The following is a 15,407-nucleotide window of genomic DNA, read 5'->3' as shown; positions in this document are numbered from 1 at the left end:
CCCTGTGAGAGTAGGACGCCGCCAAGCTTTTTGTTTATATCCTTCCAATGGAAGAAGTTACTTTATCCATTCCGCAGTAGCTCAGTGGTAGAGCTATCGGCTGTTAACCGATCGGTCGTAGGTTCGAGTCCTACCTGCGGAGCCATGCTTCCATAGCTCAGTAGGTAGAGCACTTCCATGGTAAGGAAGAGGTCAGCGGTTCGAGCCCGCTTGGAAGCTTTCCTCTAAATATTGATCTGACAAGGTTTCTCAAAGATGAGAAGGCTTTTTTTGTGTTTATTTTTATTGATTGGGATCGAGTTGGGATCGCATAACTTTACTTGCAAAAGCCTCGATATTGCATCGGCTACCATAGCACCAACTTCTTTTATTGCGTGTAGATAACATCAAAACAAATCGGGGACCTATTTTTTGAAGAGGGCAAAGAAGTATTCATAGAATCAGGTAGTCAGTTCTTTTAGTTTTAAAAAGAAAGCGTTTACTTGTTGTTGATTATGTGCTATGATCAGTTATAACTTGTATGACGTGTTACAAGAGAGGGATTAGATTTGGAATTTGATTCTATAGACAAACAAAACATTGTGAATATGGTATATGAACAACTGAAAGACAATATTGCAAAGGGGAACTGGAAGCCAGGAAGTAAACTTCCATCTGAACCGCAGCTGCAGAAGTTGTTTAATGTGAGCAGGGTAAGTGTTCGGAGCGCTATTCAGCGTTTAAGGGATCAAGGAATTGTTGTGACTCATCATGGAAAGGGATCATTCGTGTCAGAGAAAGTTGGTCAATTTGATATACATGATATTGAAATGATTCTGCATTTAAGTGAGAAAGAATTTTTGGACATGATGGAGTTTCGACAGACTATTGAATACAAATGTATTGATTTGGCTGTTAAGCATGCTACAGATGAGGACTTTGAGAATATGGAGCATGCACTCAATGCGATGTTTCGCTATCGTGATGACTATAAAAAATATTCAGAAGCCGACTTTAACTTCCATTTAGCTATTGCGAAGGCTTCAAATAACAAAGTGTTTTATAGTGTCGTCCACTCTATTCGGGATATGTATTACCGCTATTTAGAGGAACTAAATCGAGTGATTGGTGTTACGTTGGAAAGTATCGAAGTCCATCTGCAATTATTTAGAGCCATTCAAAGTAGAGATGCAGAAAAAGCGAAGGAGATACTGAATCATGCGATGGAAAATAACATTGAGAAAATGAGCATGATCAAGGATTGAACATTACCTCTTTAAAAAGAGGTAGTATTTTTTCGTAATCTTGTAGGACAACTAACAAGATTGTAATAAAGGGAGTTATGATAGGAGGCATTTGACCATGAGAGATTTAACTATTCGCGATGTCAAAGTAATTTTAACCGCACCTGGAAATATTGATTTAGTCGTTGTAAAGATCGAAACAAATGAACCAGGTCTATATGGTTTAGGCTGTGCTACGTTTACACAGCGGATATTTGCTGTGAAATCAGCAATTGAGGATTATTTAAAGCCATTTCTTATTGGAAAAGATCCAAAGAGAATCGAAGATATATGGCAGTCTGCAAATGTAAGCGGTTACTGGAGGAATGGTCCAATCATGAACAATGCTTTATCAGGAATTGATATGGCACTTTGGGATATTAAAGGTAAATTGGCTCATTTACCTGTGTATGAACTATTAGGAGGTAAATGTCGGGAGGGTATCCCCCTTTATCGTCATGCCGATGGGCCAGATGAAAAGGCTGTTGAGGAGAATGTACTTGCCTTAATGGAAGAGGGGTATCAATATGCCCGATGTCAAATGGGGATGTATGGTGGCAGTGGAACGACTGATACACGGTTAATTGCAACGATTTATGAAAAATCGAATCAAATTGTACCGAAGCGTTCTCCTAAAAATGCTTTACCCGGATGTTATTTTGACCCTGAAGCCTATGCAAGGAGTGTTGATAAGTTATTTGATTATCTGCGATCTAAGATTGGCTTCAATATGGAATTGATTCATGATGTTCATGAACGCATTCCACCAATCGAAGCGGTAAGGTTGGCCAAGAATTTAGAGCCATACCAACTGTTTTTCTTAGAAGATCCTGTTGCTCCTGAAAATATTGATTGGCTTCAAACTATTAGACAACAAAGTACAACGCCAATTGGTATAGGAGAGTTATTCACGAACATAAATGAGTGGAAAAACTTGATTATCAACCAACAAATAGACTTTATTAGATGCCATGTCAGCACTATCGGAGGAATCACTCCGGCCAAGAAATTAGCTGTATTCAGTGAGTTGTTTGGCGTCAGAACAGCCTGGCATGGTCCGGGGGATATTTCTCCAGTCGGTGTGGCTGCCAATCTGCATTTAGACTTAAGCTCTCCGAATTTTGGGATTCAGGAATGGACAGTGTTTAATGAAGCGTTACAAGAGGTGTTCCCAGGCTGTCCAACTGTTGATCAAGGGTTTGCTTATGTGAATGATCTACCTGGATTAGGCGTTGATATTGATGAAGAGAAAGCAAAATTGTATCCACCTGTAGGCGGTATTCCTTCGTGGACACTTGCCCGAACACCAGACGGGACTGCTGTACGACCGTAAGCGATGAACGGAAAGTTTGAAGACAAAAGGATTCTTTTAAAAGGAGAGAAATGTATGAAAGTAGGAGCATACGTATCACCTAAATGTGTCGCAATGAAGGAGAGAGAGATGCCAGTACCGGCATCTGGGGAGGCACTCATTAAGGTATCTTACGCAGGGATATGTGGCACTGATATGATGATTTATCATGGGCTGCATCCGAGGGCAGAAGCTCCCCTTGTCCTTGGACATGAATTTAGCGGGGTTGTAATAGATATTGATGGTGATCAGCATGTTCAAAAGGGAGATAAGGTGGTGATTGAACCGCTCATACATTGTGGGGTTTGTTCAGCCTGTCAGCAAGGGCAATTTCAAGTTTGTCAGAAATTGAGATATATAGGAATTGATCAAGATGGTGGTTTTGCTGAGTATGTTACGATTCCTATTCACAGGCTTAGGCTCCTTCCAGCATCTGTTACAGAAAAAGAGGGAGCAATGATTGAACCTTTGGCTGTAGCTGTTCATACAGTTCGGCGATCGAAGCTGAAGGTTGGAGATACGGTTGTCATTCTCGGTGCAGGTCCTATTGGGCTTTTAATAGGCTTGATAGCAAGACAGGCTGGCGCTGGAAGAATTGTCATTTCTGATGTAAGTTCAATGCGTTTAGAAATCGCTCAGAAGATGGGGTTTGAAGTCATTGATGCTCGGCACACAGATGTGACACATGTGATAAAAAAATATACAGATGGTGTTGGGGCTGATGTCGTTTTTGAAGTAGCAGGTATTCAGGCAACAGCTGATCAAATGATAGAATGCATCAAATACCAAGGTGAAATCGTTGTGGTCAGTGTCTATAAAAAAGCGCCGACTATACAGTTGTCTGCGATGCATTTTCGAGAAATTTCTTTAACAACGACTCGCTGTTATACACCGAGTGATTTTACAAAAGCTATTGAGTTGCTCGAACAGCAAAAGATTCAAATCGATGAATTGGTGTCACACATTCTACCATTAGAGGAGATACAAACAGGCTTTGATTTGATGGAAAATCCCGATCAAGCTTTGAAAATTTTATTTAAACTATAGGGGTGATGTTGATGAGACAGGCTTTTGATTTACAAGGGAAAACAGCTGTAGTAACTGGGGGAACACGTGGTATTGGTAAAGCAATTGCTATAGGTCTTGCTGAGTCGGGAGCAGATATTGTTCTTCTTCAAAGGTCAGATGATACGGTGACACAACATGAAATTAGAGAGTTAGGTGTGCGTTGTGAAATTGTTCGCTGTGATATGGAAAATATAGACGAAGTAAAAGAGGCGATCCCAAAAGCCATTGAGATGATGGATTCAGTTGATATTTTGGTGAATAATGCAGGTATTCAAAGAAGGGCTCCGGCTGCTGAGTTTCCTGAACAGGATTGGGATGATGTGATCAAAGTGAACCTGAAGGCTGTCTGGATTCTATGTCAGCAAGCAGGAAAACATATGCTTGAAAAAAAGAGCGGGAAAATCATCAATATTGCTTCTATTGCTTCATTTCAAGGAGGTTTGTATGTCCCTGCATATGCAGCTGCAAAAGGGGCGGTTGGTCAATTGACGAAAGCACTTGCAAATGAATGGTCATCATCTGGTATTAATGTCAATGCGATCGTACCAGGTTATATCGCAACAGAAATGAACACTGCGTTGATTGATGATCCAGTTCGCAGCAGGCAAATATTAGAGCGAATTCCTGCGGGGCGCTGGGGAAATCCAGATGACTTTAAAGGAGCTGCTGTTTTTTTAGCATCAGCTGCTGCGAACTATGTGCATGGTCATTTGCTCTCTGTTGATGGTGGTTGGCTTGGACGATAAAAATTTCGTGCCCCATGAGTCATATGAAGTGGGGCACGAAAGACACACCGAGAGTAGATTCCTCCTTATTTTTTGAAAGCGTTTTCTTTAGGGGTGTTTGACTTGTGTGTGTAAATAATGACAAACAAAGGGGCGAATAAGATGAGGGTAGACAGCAACACAATAATTGGGAATGAGACAGTTCCAGTGCAAGGAAAGAAAACGAATATCCGTTGGTTCATTGTCAGTTTTTTGTTCATTGTGACGACGATAAATTATGCAGATCGTGCCACGATTTCAGTTGCGGCTACGCCTTTACAGAGTGATCTAGGCATTAGTGCGGTGACGATGGGGTTTATCTTTTCGGCTTTTAGTTGGTCTTACGCGCTTGGCCAGATTCCTGGTGGCTGGCTATTAGATCGGTTTGGAACGAAAAGGGTGTTGTTTTGGAGTCTTTTTCTTTGGTCCTTCTTTACGTTATTGCAAGGGTTTGTCGGTTTGTTTAGTGCTTCTACAGCTATTATTCTGCTTTTTGTTCTGAGGTTTATTGTAGGGCTTGCAGAGGCTCCTTCTTTCCCGGGAAATAGCCAGGTTGCAGCTTCGTGGTTTCCTGATCATGAGCGTGGGACTGCATCTGCTATTTTTAGTGCATCTGCCTTTTTAGCCATTATTGTTTTTACACCATTTATGTCGTGGATTACAGCGTACATGGGGTGGGAACATGTTTTCACAATTATGGGTGCGTTAGGGATTGTGATCTCTTTTATTTGGTTAAAAGTCATTCATAATCCAAAGGATCATCCCCGTGTCAATCAAGCAGAGTTAGATTATATTGAGGATGGCGGCGGTCTGTTAGATATGATGGGGGAAAACGCCAATAAAGGGTCTGCGCAGAAAAGTGGAATCAAATGGTCTTATATCAAACAAATTATGAAAAGTCGTATGTTAGTCGGTGTTTATATTGGTCAATATTGTATTTCTACCCTCACTTATTTTTTTATGACATGGTTTCCTGTGTATCTCATACAAGAGCGAGGGATGTCAATACTACAAGCGGGATTTGTCGCCGTATTACCTGGGCTTAGTGGTTTTATAGGTGGGATTTTAGGTGGGATCTATTCGGATTATTTGCTGAAAAAGGGGAAATCGCTTACCTTTGCTCGAAAGACGCCTATTATTATCGGGATGATTCTATCAAGTGGTATGATCGCATGTAACTATACGAATGTGGAATGGCATGTGGTTGGCATTATGGCGCTGGCGTTCTTTGGAAAAGGATTTGGGCAATTGGGATGGGCGGTCATGGCTGATAGCTCTCCAAAAGAAATAGGTGGGTTAAGTGGCGGCTTATTTAATACATTTGGAAATATTTCTGGTATTACGACACCTATTATTATTGGTTTTATCATTAGTGCAACTGGTTCATTTCATGGCGCACTCGTTTTTGTAGGCATAAATGCAATTGTTGCTATGTTGAGTTACTTGTTGATTGTAGGAGATATTAAACGATTGGAATTACATGATGATTCGTCGGTGGTGAAAGAGTAAAAAAGAGCCATATTGATTTTTCTTACTCAATAAGGTGAGACCACTTCTAAGACCTGAATTCGGTATGTATCGAAATTAGGTCTTTTCATTTTTACGGTGGTAATGTGCACATGTACTTCTGACTTTGTGGAGCGGTCTATATGGTGGTGATTTTTTGTCATTTATTTATATTTGATTCAGGAATGTCTTCACATCGATAGTTCTTGATTCTTGCCTTCATTTCTTTTATTCTTACTATATTGCCTTTTAGGTATCCTCAAATATAAAAGACGCTGAACGTCTCTGTTTCTCGAAAGTTATTCTTCTATTTCTTCATTTTGCAGAAAAACCCCTTTCCTTGTGCGGTATGTGTATAAAGTGGATACGTCTAGTCAAAAACTCGTCAAATAGGTGACAGGTTCTTAAAAAGCCAATCTGTTTGTTTGACAATAAATGAGGTAAGAAAGTGAAGGATGGAGGTGCGCGGCATGATTGTCCATTTGAATCAAGTGCTTGGTCGGATGATGCCGGTGATGACTCCTATTAGTGTGTTGCTTGGTGTTGTATTAGCGGCGTATTTAAGGGATTTTACGTTTTTGGTGCCTTGGGTGTTTGCCGTCATGACATTTACAGGAAGTTTATCTGCCAGCTTTTCAGCTTTAAGGCATACGGTGATGCATCCATTGCCTTTGATTTTAACGTTTATGATTTTGCATGTATTAATGCCTCTTTATGCTTGGGCGGCGGGGCATCTGATATTTGCTGATGATTCCATGACCATCACAGGTTTGACGCTAGCGATGGTCATTCCAACAGGTGTGTCTAGTTTAATATGGGCAGCCATGTACAAAGGAAATGTTGGGTTAACTTTATCTATTATTTTAATTGATACACTGCTTTCGCCTTTGATTGTGCCAGCCAGTCTGTCATTGCTTGTCGGAACACAAGTGCATATGGACATTGGGGCCATCATGAAAGGGTTGTTCGGTATGGTGGTGCTTCCGTCTATTTTGGGAATGCTCGTTCATCAGTATGCTAAGCCAACGGTGACGAAGGCCATCAGTCAGACGATGTCACCTTTTTCAAAAATAGGTTTGTTTGTGGTGGTGTCTATTAATAGCTCTGTTGTCGCCCCATATTTGCGTGAGCTTGATGCAGCATTTTTTAGTAAAGCAGTCATTGTGTTTCTCATTGCAATGAGTGGGTATGCGTTTGCGTGGTTCATTGGAAAGGCCATGAAATGTACGCAAGGGGAGGTTGTGGCCATTGTGTATACAGGCGGTATGCGAAACATTAGTGCGGGTGCTGTACTTGCCATTAGCTTTTTTCCGCCTGCTGTTGCCGTCCCTGTTGTGATTGGTATGCTCTTTCAGCAAGTGCTTGCTGCCTTTTTTGGTTTTTTACTTAATCGTTTTGAGCTGAAAACACCTGCTGTGACTAAATCGTTATCATGAATAAGCCTCCATCCTTTGAGATGGAGGCTTTTTTGCGATTAATAGATGAGGTATTTCTTTCGCTTCTTTTCAAATGTTTTCAGGTCATGGTGATATTGTTTCATGATGTGTTTGATGGAAGTTCCCTTATTGATTTCTTCTTTGACCCAGCCATTTCCGATAAGTTGATCAAAGCTTCCTGTTTGAAGGAATTGAAAGTCATTCGGATACAAATCATGAATTGCTTTGATGATGGATAATCCCGTTTTTACTGCTTCAAATGAAGTACGGTCTGTGACGTATAATTGCACGCCATGGGAAAGAGTCCCGGCATGTTTTGAAAAGGTAGGGGTAAATGAAACAGGTCTAAATTGAATGCCTTTTAGTTTTAGCCCATTTAGATGATCTGCTAGCTGATTGCTATTGATATATGGAGCACCAATGAGCTCGAATGGTTTTGTCGTTCCTCTGCCTTCAGAGACGTTTGTGCCTTCAATTAATCCGGTTGCTGGGTAGACATAGGTACTGTCAACAGTCGGCATGTTAGGGGAAGGAAGGACAAACGGCAGCTTTGTGTCATCGAACGTCATGGAGCGTTTCCAATGTTTCATTTTGATCACAGTGACATCAGCGTTGATATGAAACTCTTTGTTAAACATGTGTGCAAGTTCTCCAGTCGTCATCCCATGTCTTAATGGGATTGGATAGAGACCTACAAATGAGGCGTGTTCGGGCTCTAATACAGGTCCTTCTACTTTTAGCCCGCCTATTGGGTTTGGACGATCTAGGACAACAAATGGAATGTTGTTTTCCTTAGCGGCTTCCATTGCATAGGCCATCGTGTAAATATAGGTGTAATAACGAGTACCAACGTCTTGAATATCAAACAGCAGGACATCTACATTTTTGAGCATATCAGGAGTTGGCTTTCTTGTTTTTCCATAGAGAGAGTAAACAGGCAGGCCCGTTTTTTCGTCGGTATACGATTCGACGCCTTCTCCTGCCTGTGCGTCACCGCGTACGCCGTGTTCAGGTCCGTACAAGGCAGTCAGTTTTATATTTGGATGTTCAAATAGGAGATCGAGACTGCTTTTCATGTTTGCATCAATGCCGGTAGGATTCGTAATAAGTCCTACCTTTTTCCCTTTTAGCCAAGAGAGATTACTTGATAGTAATGTTTCGATCCCTGTTTTGACTGCTGTTTTTTTCCCTTTTGTGTCTGTTCGTCCTGAATCTGCGGGGGAGGCGGCGGTCAATGTGCTGATCATGAGAAGACTAGCGAGTATCAAGCTTGCGGTCTTTTTCAAGAGAATCCCTCCTATTTGATCTGCTTCCCTTTTAAATTGAGTCCATAGCCAAATGGATAAAGGGTTTGATTAGGATGAGTGACTGATGGGATAGCAACTGGCAATTTCCCTTTAGGTGATGCCGCGCCAAAAATCACTTCTAGTCCAGCAGGAATATTCGGTTGATTGAATTGTCCGTTTGAGTAGCCTTTAAAACCGTAAACAGCCAGTAAGGCATCGGCTTCCTCGAAATTGGCAGCATCATATGGGTTTCTAAGACTCATGATGACCAGTTTTTTGTTTTGTGCTGCTGATTCTTTCATGACAGCACGAGGGAAGGCAGTTGCCCATTTCTTCGGGTCCTGTACATTGTCATCAATCACGCCATCATTTACAGCTGGGTCATTTTGGACAACGTAAGAGCCGGTAATGACATAGTCAGCATCTTGAATCAGCTTGGCTGTTTCTTTCGAGAAGCTCTTATCTGCAAATGCGTACGATTGGATATGAACAGGCTTGATCTTTTTCTGTTTGATCAGAGTGTCAATTGTGACAGACATTGCTTTTGTTTGATCTTCATAGGGTGCCATGAGCACAATTTGATCGTTCTTTTTAGGTTTAAAGGGCAAGGTTTTGTGGTTGTTTTTAAGTAGAGTGATGCCTTCACGTGCCATTTTTTGTTCTGCTTTTCGGTGCGCCTTTTGACCAACGAGTTGAGTGGCTTTTTTGATTTTCTTTTCAAGGCTTACGGGTTTATTGGTGGATATGATGCCTCGTTTGATCTTTAATTCAAGGATTTTCTCAACAGATTGGTTGATCTGAGATATCGGAATTTCGTTTGTTAAAACGGCTTGTTTTAGAGCATTGAACACATTTTCTAAGTTTTTCGCTGTTTTTAAGGACGTGACAGGGGCTGGCATGAGGGCAATGTCGACGCCTGCTTTAATGGCCATCACCACGGCTTCTTCCTGTCCAAAGTTATCTGCGATCGCTTTCATGTTTAGAGCATCTGTCACAACAACTCCTTGAAAGCCCATTTCTTCTTTTAGTAGATGTGTGATCACTTTTTTAGATAAAGTAGCAGGAACCATGATGTCTTCACCATCTTTTTTACTTTGATAGGTCGTGTTATCAATGGCTGGAAATTGAACGTGAGCGGTCATGACCATATCAGCACCTGCGTTGATTGCTTGTTGAAACGGATACAGTTCAACCTTTTTCAAACGATCAAGGTCATGTTTGACGAGCGGAAGTCCGTAGTGACTATCGACAGCTGTATCACCATGGCCTGGGAAATGCTTTAGTGTGGAAATGGTCTTTTCTTTTTGAAGTCCTTTCATGGTTTGAAGACCAAGTCTAGTGACAAGTGGAGGGTCAGAGCTAAAGGAACGGACACCAATGACGGGGTTGTTTGGGTTATTATTCACATCAAGAACAGGAGAGAAGTTTGTATTGATGCCTAAGGCGTTTAATTCCTTACCGATGATTTTTCCTGTGTCGTATGCATTTTTCTTACTTCTAGAGGCACCAATCGACATATTTCCTGGGAAATGTGTTCCCTTTTGAAGTCTTGTGACGATTCCGCCTTCTTGATCAATTGAAATGAATAGAGGAATGTTTGGTGATGCTTTTTGAAATTCATGAGTGAGGTTGACGGTTTGTTTCGTATCAACGACATTCTCTGCAAATAAGATGACACCGCCTAGATGATATTTCTTAACAATATGAGACACTTCTGTATTCATTTTTGTTAACCCTGTAGGAGTGGATTCACCTTCTGCTTGCCAATTTCGAAAGTCTGGCATGAGCATTTGACCAATTTTTTCATCTAGTGACATGTCTTGAACCATTTGTTTGGCGGTTGGAAGAGGGGCAGAGCTCACCTTTTCCGTTGGAATGGAAGCGGTGAGTAGGGCCAAAACCAGTGCAGCGGGGAAGAGAGATTTTAACATCGAATTCCTCCTTTTACTTAAATGATTCGTAGATTGCAGTCATGATGCTTCCATAAGTTCCAGTTGGGAAAAGGTCACCTTCAAATTGATTTGGGTTGATTTTAGGTGAAACGACAGGTGAATGTTTCTTATTCGTCAGCAGGACGACACCTAGATTGTGTTTTGGATCAATCAATGTCATCGTTCCGGTCCAGCCTGTGTGTCCATAGGCTTCGTTACTTGCGTATTTTCCAAACATCCATTCCATGTCAGTATGGCCGTTTTTCCGCCAGCCTAGCCCGTAGGTTGGGTTCGTGTCTGAGGATGTCGTAAAGAGATCGATTGAAGTTTGGTCAAAGATGGTTGTTTTCCCATAGCCTCCTTTGTTGAGCATCAGCTGAAGAAGCACAGCCATATCAGAGGTGTTAGAGAAAAGTCCAGCATGACCAGATACACCAGCCATGGAGTAATATGCTTTCTCGTCGTGGACTTCACCCAGTAGGGTATATCGCCGAATGTTTTCAAAATCAATGACACCATCTCGTGTATTGCCTAGGCGCTCGGTAGCTGCAAAATGCTTCGGCTTGAATCCTTTTTTCAGCGGATTGAACATTGTATGTTTGAGACCGAGCGGCCGGTAGATCGTCGACTCTACATATTGATCAAGAGGCATGCCTGTTTTTTTCTCAATGATCATGCCTAACAGCATGTAATCAATGTCACTATAAATATGCTGGGTGCCTGGTGTGTATTGCAGCGGCACTTTAGGCAGCCATTTCATAGTTGTTTGTCTATCTTGGGAGAAAAAAGAGCATGCTGCTTCTTTGCTATAAAATAAGACACTTGAAGGGAGTCCGGCAGAATGGGTGAGAAGATCCTTTACCCTGAGTTGATCTTTGCCGGTTACCTTTGCATCTGGTTCATCCTGAAAGTCTGGCAGGATGGATTGTATTTTTTCATTCACATCTAGTTTTTGTTCGTATACAAGCTTTTGCAGGGCATAGTTGGTGGCATACATTTTTGTATTGGATGCCAGATCGAACAATGTGTTCTTTTTCATTTTCTTATACGATTTGAGTTCAGTCATTCCTTCGTATTTCTGTCTGTAGCCATAGGCTTTTTGGTGGACGATTTTACCATCCTTGATGATGATGAGTGCGGCTCCTGGAAATCCTGCTTTGATATCTTTTTGAATCATTTGATCAACCTTCCTAAGCTGCCTGAAAGAAAAACCTGCTTGTTCCGGTCGTTTTGCTTTTTTTAAGACGGGATATTCTTCAGGTGCTGTTTTAGAGAAAGACGGTACAGGATGGGAGCTAGTTGCAAATGTTGGTACTGGTAACCCAAGGAGCATGAACAGACTTGTTATGCATAGAAACCATTTCTTCAAGAGCTAGACCTCCTTATTATTAGTTTCCTCGAATTCAACAGCCATATCATCATGAAAGCCGAATAAGTATGTGAAAATAAATCCAGCGACATATGCGATAAATAGTCCGATTAAGTAAAGAAGCATTTGATGCGTGTGAACGATAAAGGTTAATGGGAGACCTGATACCCCAATTGCTTTAGTGGCGATTTGGAAATAGGCTTGAAATGCTCCGCCGATTCCAGCACCGAGACATGCGGTAAGGAATGGTCTTCCCAGCGGGAGTGTGACACCGAAAATGAGTGGTTCTCCAATTCCAAGCATTCCTGAAGGAAGTCCGCCTGCAATGGCTCTTTTCAGTTTTTTCTTTTTTGTTTTCATATAAATGGCAAAGGCAGCGCCTACCTGTCCTGCACCTCCCATAGCGAGAATTGGCAGAAGCGGGTCATCTCCAATTGAATGGATGAGCTCCATATGAATAGGTGTTAGACCTTGGTGAAGTCCTGTCACAACAAGAGGAAGGAAGGTTGCACCAAGAACAAATCCGGCAAAAATACCGCCAATGTTTAATAGATAAGTAAGCCCTGAGGTGATGGTATCAGATATAAATCCGCCGACTGGCATGAAGACAACGTATGTGAAAATGCCTGTAATAAGAAGTGTGATGGTTGGTGTGACGATGATATCAAGTGATTGCGGGACGAAGCGTCTGATTCGGTTCTCAACAAGTGCCATAAAGATGGCGGCAAGAAGAACACCGATGAGTCCGCCTCTGCCTGGTAGAATATTTGTGCCAAATAACATAATATCTGCGGAGGCTGGGTTAATAATGAGGATACCTGCTAATGCACCTAATGCAGGAGAGCCTCCAAATTCTTTTGCGGCGTTTGTTCCGACTAATATACCGAGATAGGCAAACAAGCCTGATCCGATCACCGTTAGGATAATGGCTGCTTGGGATTTTCCATCGAGCCAGCCCGCTTGCACGATCGCTTTTGTAATACCCGTAATGAGACCTGATGCGACCAGTGCGGGAATGATGGGGATAAAAATGCTCGCAATTCGACGTAATAGCAGCTTGAATGGTGTGCGTTTCTTTTGTGAAATGGCTTGTTTGTTTTTTTGTGCTTCTTGGTTTAGATCATATGAATCCGAGGCGTTTAGCAGCTGTTCAAACGCACTTGATACATGATTGACAACACCAGTGCCTAAGATGATTTGAACGGTTTCCGCCTCGACGACGCCAATGACACCATCGAGTTCTTTGATCGCTGTGAGTTGAACTTTTTCATGATGAATCGGTGTAATTCGGAGACGTGTCATACAATGTGTATGGGAAGAGATGTTTTCAGAACCACCACAGAGTGAAAGAATGTCTTTCGCCAACTGCTGATATTTCTTTTGATGACTCATGTTGAATCCCCCTTTGATTTTCGTTTCATGGAGCGGATGGCATGCCTTGTCTTGTCAATATATTGTGCCGTTTGTTCATATTGACGGGAGGCTAAGCTTAGGAACAAGACATCGATTAAATAGAGCTGTGCCATTCTAGAGGAAGTGGCAGCACTGCGAAAGGGTGCTTCATTGGAACCGGATGTCGATAGGTGAACGTCACACAATGCAGAAACGCTTGTATGACCTGGATGCGTTAAGGCAATGGTTTTCACTTCATTTTCTTTGGCGAGTTGAAGGGCTTGAATGATGTCTAACGTTTCTCCTGAAAAGGATATGCCGAATACTATGTCATTCTTTCCTGCATTTGCGATGACTGTGGATGCAATGTGCATGTCAGTGAAGGCTGTGGCCGCATAATTGATTCTGAGAAATTTCTGCTGAGCATCAGCTGCAACGATGCCAGATGCACCAACACCGATAAAATGGATTTGGTTTGCATTCAGCAGCAGTTGAACGGCCTTTTCTAAAGCTTCTACATTTAAGATAGAGGCTGTGTCTTTGATCGATTGAATCGAGTTTCCTGCTGTCTTTTGAATAATGGATGGAAGTGGTTCATCTTGTTCGATATCCCGGTAGCCTTGTTTATCGGCGTGCATTAAGTCACCAGCGATTCGCATTTTTAAATCTTGGTAGCCATCCAGCCCGAGTGATTTACAAAGGCGGATGACGGCAGAGCTGCTTGCACCGGCAGCCTGACTGATTTCATGCACTGTGCCTTTAATGACTTTGTCAGGGTGGGCAAGGATATAGTCTGCAATGATTTTTTCAGATTGGGGAAGTTTTGATTTCATTGTGTGTAGTAGGGTGAGTCCGCCTGCTGACATGAGCTTTGCCTCCTTTAGGATTGATGACGTAAGATGGCTTTGTCGATATGGCCATCTGCTTTGTTGAGTAAGTCTTTTGCTGTCTTTTTATCTGTATTTGTTTGAAGCATGACAATGGCGGTTTTGACTTCTAAATCGGCTGCTTCAAGAGTTTTTACGGCTTGTTCATAGGAAGCGTTTGTCACATGTTGGATGATGGTGATGGCGCGTTCTTTTAGTTTGTGATTGCTTACTTTTACATCAACCATTAGGTTTTCATATACTTTGCCTTGTCTGATCATGACCGAGGTGGAAAGCATATTTAAAATCATTTTATGAGCGGATGCGGCTTTCATTCTTGTTGATCCAGTGATGACTTCTGGTCCGACGATGACTTCAATGGCACAGTCTGCCAGCTCACTAATCTCAGCTTGTTCATTGCAGCTGAGGGCGATTGTTTTTGCTCCAATGGATCTTGCATAGTTTAAAGCGCCAATGATATAAGGTGTTCTGCCGCTAGCAGCGATGCCGACAACAGTATCTTTTGATGTCAGGTGGATGTGTTCTAAATCCTGTTTGCCAGCTTCTTCACTGTCTTCCACATCTTCAGCAGCGTGTGAAAAAGCAGAGTCTCCGCCTGCCATGATGCCTATGATGACATCTGGTGAAACGCTATAGGTGGGTGGACATTCCACAGCATCCATGACACCAATTCTGCCGCTTGTTCCAGCGCCTAGATAAATGAGTCTGCCTCCATTCGAGATGGATTCATAGGCGAAGTCACTTGCTGTTTTTACATTGGGAAGGACTCGGTTGACTTCTTGGGCGACCTTCATATCTTCTTTATTGATCATTTGGAGCATTTCGAGTGGATTTGCTTGTGAAATTCCCATGGTGTTAGGGTTTCTTGATTCTGTTGTCAAAGAACGCAGTTGAGATGGCTGCATGTGACATACCTCCTTATTTCTTCATTTTCAGTATATTGAGTATGATATGAAATTTCAATATTATATTTAAATACTGAAATTATATTTCAGTCGAAACATTGTGCTGATAGGGGGTGAATAATTAGAAAATAAAAAAAATAAAAATCCCCTTTACAAACGGTGGGCAACCTGTATATAATAACTTTTGTCAGCTTCGCGGAAACAGTAAACTTGACAAAATGGCCCGTTGGTCAAGCGGTTAAGACACCGC

Annotated in this window: 12 protein-coding genes and 2 tRNA genes; 8 read left to right on the top strand and 6 right to left on the bottom strand. The window is 42.0% G+C overall.

What is annotated here, in order from left to right:
• Positions 1-70 precede the first annotated feature (70 nt).
• The 8 genes from BA1_RS16665 to BA1_RS16630 all read left to right on the top strand — a co-directional run bounded on the left by BA1_RS16665 (position 71) and on the right by BA1_RS16630 (position 7,387).
• A tRNA-Asn gene (locus BA1_RS16665) sits at positions 71-145 on the top strand.
• Position 146: 1 nt separating this feature from the next.
• A tRNA-Thr gene (locus BA1_RS16660) sits at positions 147-219 on the top strand.
• A gap of 329 nt (positions 220-548) precedes the next feature.
• Positions 549-1,244, top strand: a complete 696-nt coding sequence (locus BA1_RS16655) for a FadR/GntR family transcriptional regulator (protein WP_008361407.1) — start codon at positions 549-551, stop codon at positions 1,242-1,244.
• A gap of 97 nt (positions 1,245-1,341) precedes the next feature.
• Positions 1,342-2,595, top strand: a complete 1,254-nt coding sequence (locus BA1_RS16650; protein WP_008361405.1) for an enolase C-terminal domain-like protein — start codon at positions 1,342-1,344, stop codon at positions 2,593-2,595.
• Between the two features lie 54 nt (positions 2,596-2,649).
• Entirely contained in the window at positions 2,650-3,660 is a 1,011-nt protein-coding gene (locus BA1_RS16645) for a zinc-dependent alcohol dehydrogenase (protein WP_008361403.1), read from the top strand.
• Between the two features lie 11 nt (positions 3,661-3,671).
• A complete protein-coding gene (locus tag BA1_RS16640) occupies positions 3,672-4,427 on the top strand; it encodes a glucose 1-dehydrogenase (protein ID WP_008361401.1) in 756 nt (251 codons plus the stop codon).
• A gap of 141 nt (positions 4,428-4,568) precedes the next feature.
• Positions 4,569-5,954 (top strand): MFS transporter, encoded by a 1,386-nt coding sequence (locus tag BA1_RS16635; protein WP_008361399.1) that lies wholly within the window; start codon positions 4,569-4,571, stop codon positions 5,952-5,954.
• Between the two features lie 467 nt (positions 5,955-6,421).
• A complete protein-coding gene (locus BA1_RS16630) occupies positions 6,422-7,387 on the top strand; it encodes a bile acid:sodium symporter family protein (protein ID WP_008361397.1) in 966 nt (321 codons plus the stop codon).
• Between the two features lie 38 nt (positions 7,388-7,425).
• Here the strand turns inward: BA1_RS16630 and BA1_RS16625 are convergent, their stop codons facing one another.
• The 6 genes from BA1_RS16625 to murQ are packed head-to-tail and all read right to left on the bottom strand — an operon-like array spanning position 7,426 to position 15,157.
• The gene (locus BA1_RS16625; RefSeq protein WP_008361395.1) at positions 7,426-8,673 is read right to left on the bottom strand and encodes an exo-beta-N-acetylmuramidase NamZ family protein; all 1,248 of its coding nucleotides are present in this window, start codon (positions 8,671-8,673) and stop codon (positions 7,426-7,428) included.
• A gap of 11 nt (positions 8,674-8,684) precedes the next feature.
• Positions 8,685-10,604, bottom strand: coding sequence for a glycoside hydrolase family 3 protein (locus BA1_RS16620; RefSeq protein WP_008361393.1), 1,920 nt, complete (start codon positions 10,602-10,604; stop codon positions 8,685-8,687).
• Between the two features lie 13 nt (positions 10,605-10,617).
• Positions 10,618-11,973, bottom strand: coding sequence for a penicillin binding protein PBP4B (gene pbp4b / locus BA1_RS16615; RefSeq protein WP_008361392.1), 1,356 nt, complete (start codon positions 11,971-11,973; stop codon positions 10,618-10,620).
• Between the two features lie 3 nt (positions 11,974-11,976).
• Positions 11,977-13,365, bottom strand: coding sequence for a PTS transporter subunit EIIC (locus BA1_RS16610; RefSeq protein WP_008361391.1), 1,389 nt, complete (start codon positions 13,363-13,365; stop codon positions 11,977-11,979).
• Positions 13,362-14,231 carry a MurR/RpiR family transcriptional regulator gene (locus BA1_RS16605; RefSeq protein WP_008361389.1) on the bottom strand — a complete coding sequence of 290 codons (870 nt, stop codon included), beginning with the start codon at positions 14,229-14,231 and terminating at the stop codon, positions 13,362-13,364. Before BA1_RS16605 ends, BA1_RS16610 begins: the two co-directional genes overlap by 4 nt.
• Positions 14,232-14,245: 14 nt before the next feature.
• Positions 14,246-15,157 carry an N-acetylmuramic acid 6-phosphate etherase gene (murQ, locus tag BA1_RS16600; RefSeq protein ID WP_008361387.1) on the bottom strand — a complete coding sequence of 304 codons (912 nt, stop codon included), beginning with the start codon at positions 15,155-15,157 and terminating at the stop codon, positions 14,246-14,248.
• Positions 15,158-15,407: the final 250 nt, after the last annotated feature.

This window comes from Bacillus xiamenensis (assembly GCF_000300535.1).
Classification (GTDB): Bacteria; Bacillota; Bacilli; order Bacillales; family Bacillaceae; genus Bacillus; species Bacillus xiamenensis.
The sequence above is the reverse complement of the archived record's forward strand: the minus strand, read 5'-3'. Positions and strand labels throughout refer to the sequence as shown.

What these genes read in the sequence shown, in the direction of transcription:
- BA1_RS16630 (WP_008361397.1), top strand. Translation starts at nt 6,422, where the DNA reads ATGATTGTCCATTTGAATCAAGTGCTTGGTCGGATGATGCCGGTGATG.
- BA1_RS16605 (WP_008361389.1), bottom strand. Translation starts at nt 14,231, where the DNA reads ATGTCAGCAGGCGGACTCACCCTACTACACACAATGAAATCAAAACTT.
- BA1_RS16640 (WP_008361401.1), top strand. Translation starts at nt 3,672, where the DNA reads ATGAGACAGGCTTTTGATTTACAAGGGAAAACAGCTGTAGTAACTGGG.
- BA1_RS16645 (WP_008361403.1), top strand. Translation starts at nt 2,650, where the DNA reads ATGAAAGTAGGAGCATACGTATCACCTAAATGTGTCGCAATGAAGGAG.
- BA1_RS16650 (WP_008361405.1), top strand. Translation starts at nt 1,342, where the DNA reads ATGAGAGATTTAACTATTCGCGATGTCAAAGTAATTTTAACCGCACCT.
- BA1_RS16635 (WP_008361399.1), top strand. Translation starts at nt 4,569, where the DNA reads ATGAGGGTAGACAGCAACACAATAATTGGGAATGAGACAGTTCCAGTG.
- murQ (WP_008361387.1), bottom strand. Translation starts at nt 15,157, where the DNA reads ATGCAGCCATCTCAACTGCGTTCTTTGACAACAGAATCAAGAAACCCT.
- BA1_RS16610 (WP_008361391.1), bottom strand. Translation starts at nt 13,365, where the DNA reads ATGAGTCATCAAAAGAAATATCAGCAGTTGGCGAAAGACATTCTTTCA.
- BA1_RS16620 (WP_008361393.1), bottom strand. Translation starts at nt 10,604, where the DNA reads ATGTTAAAATCTCTCTTCCCCGCTGCACTGGTTTTGGCCCTACTCACC.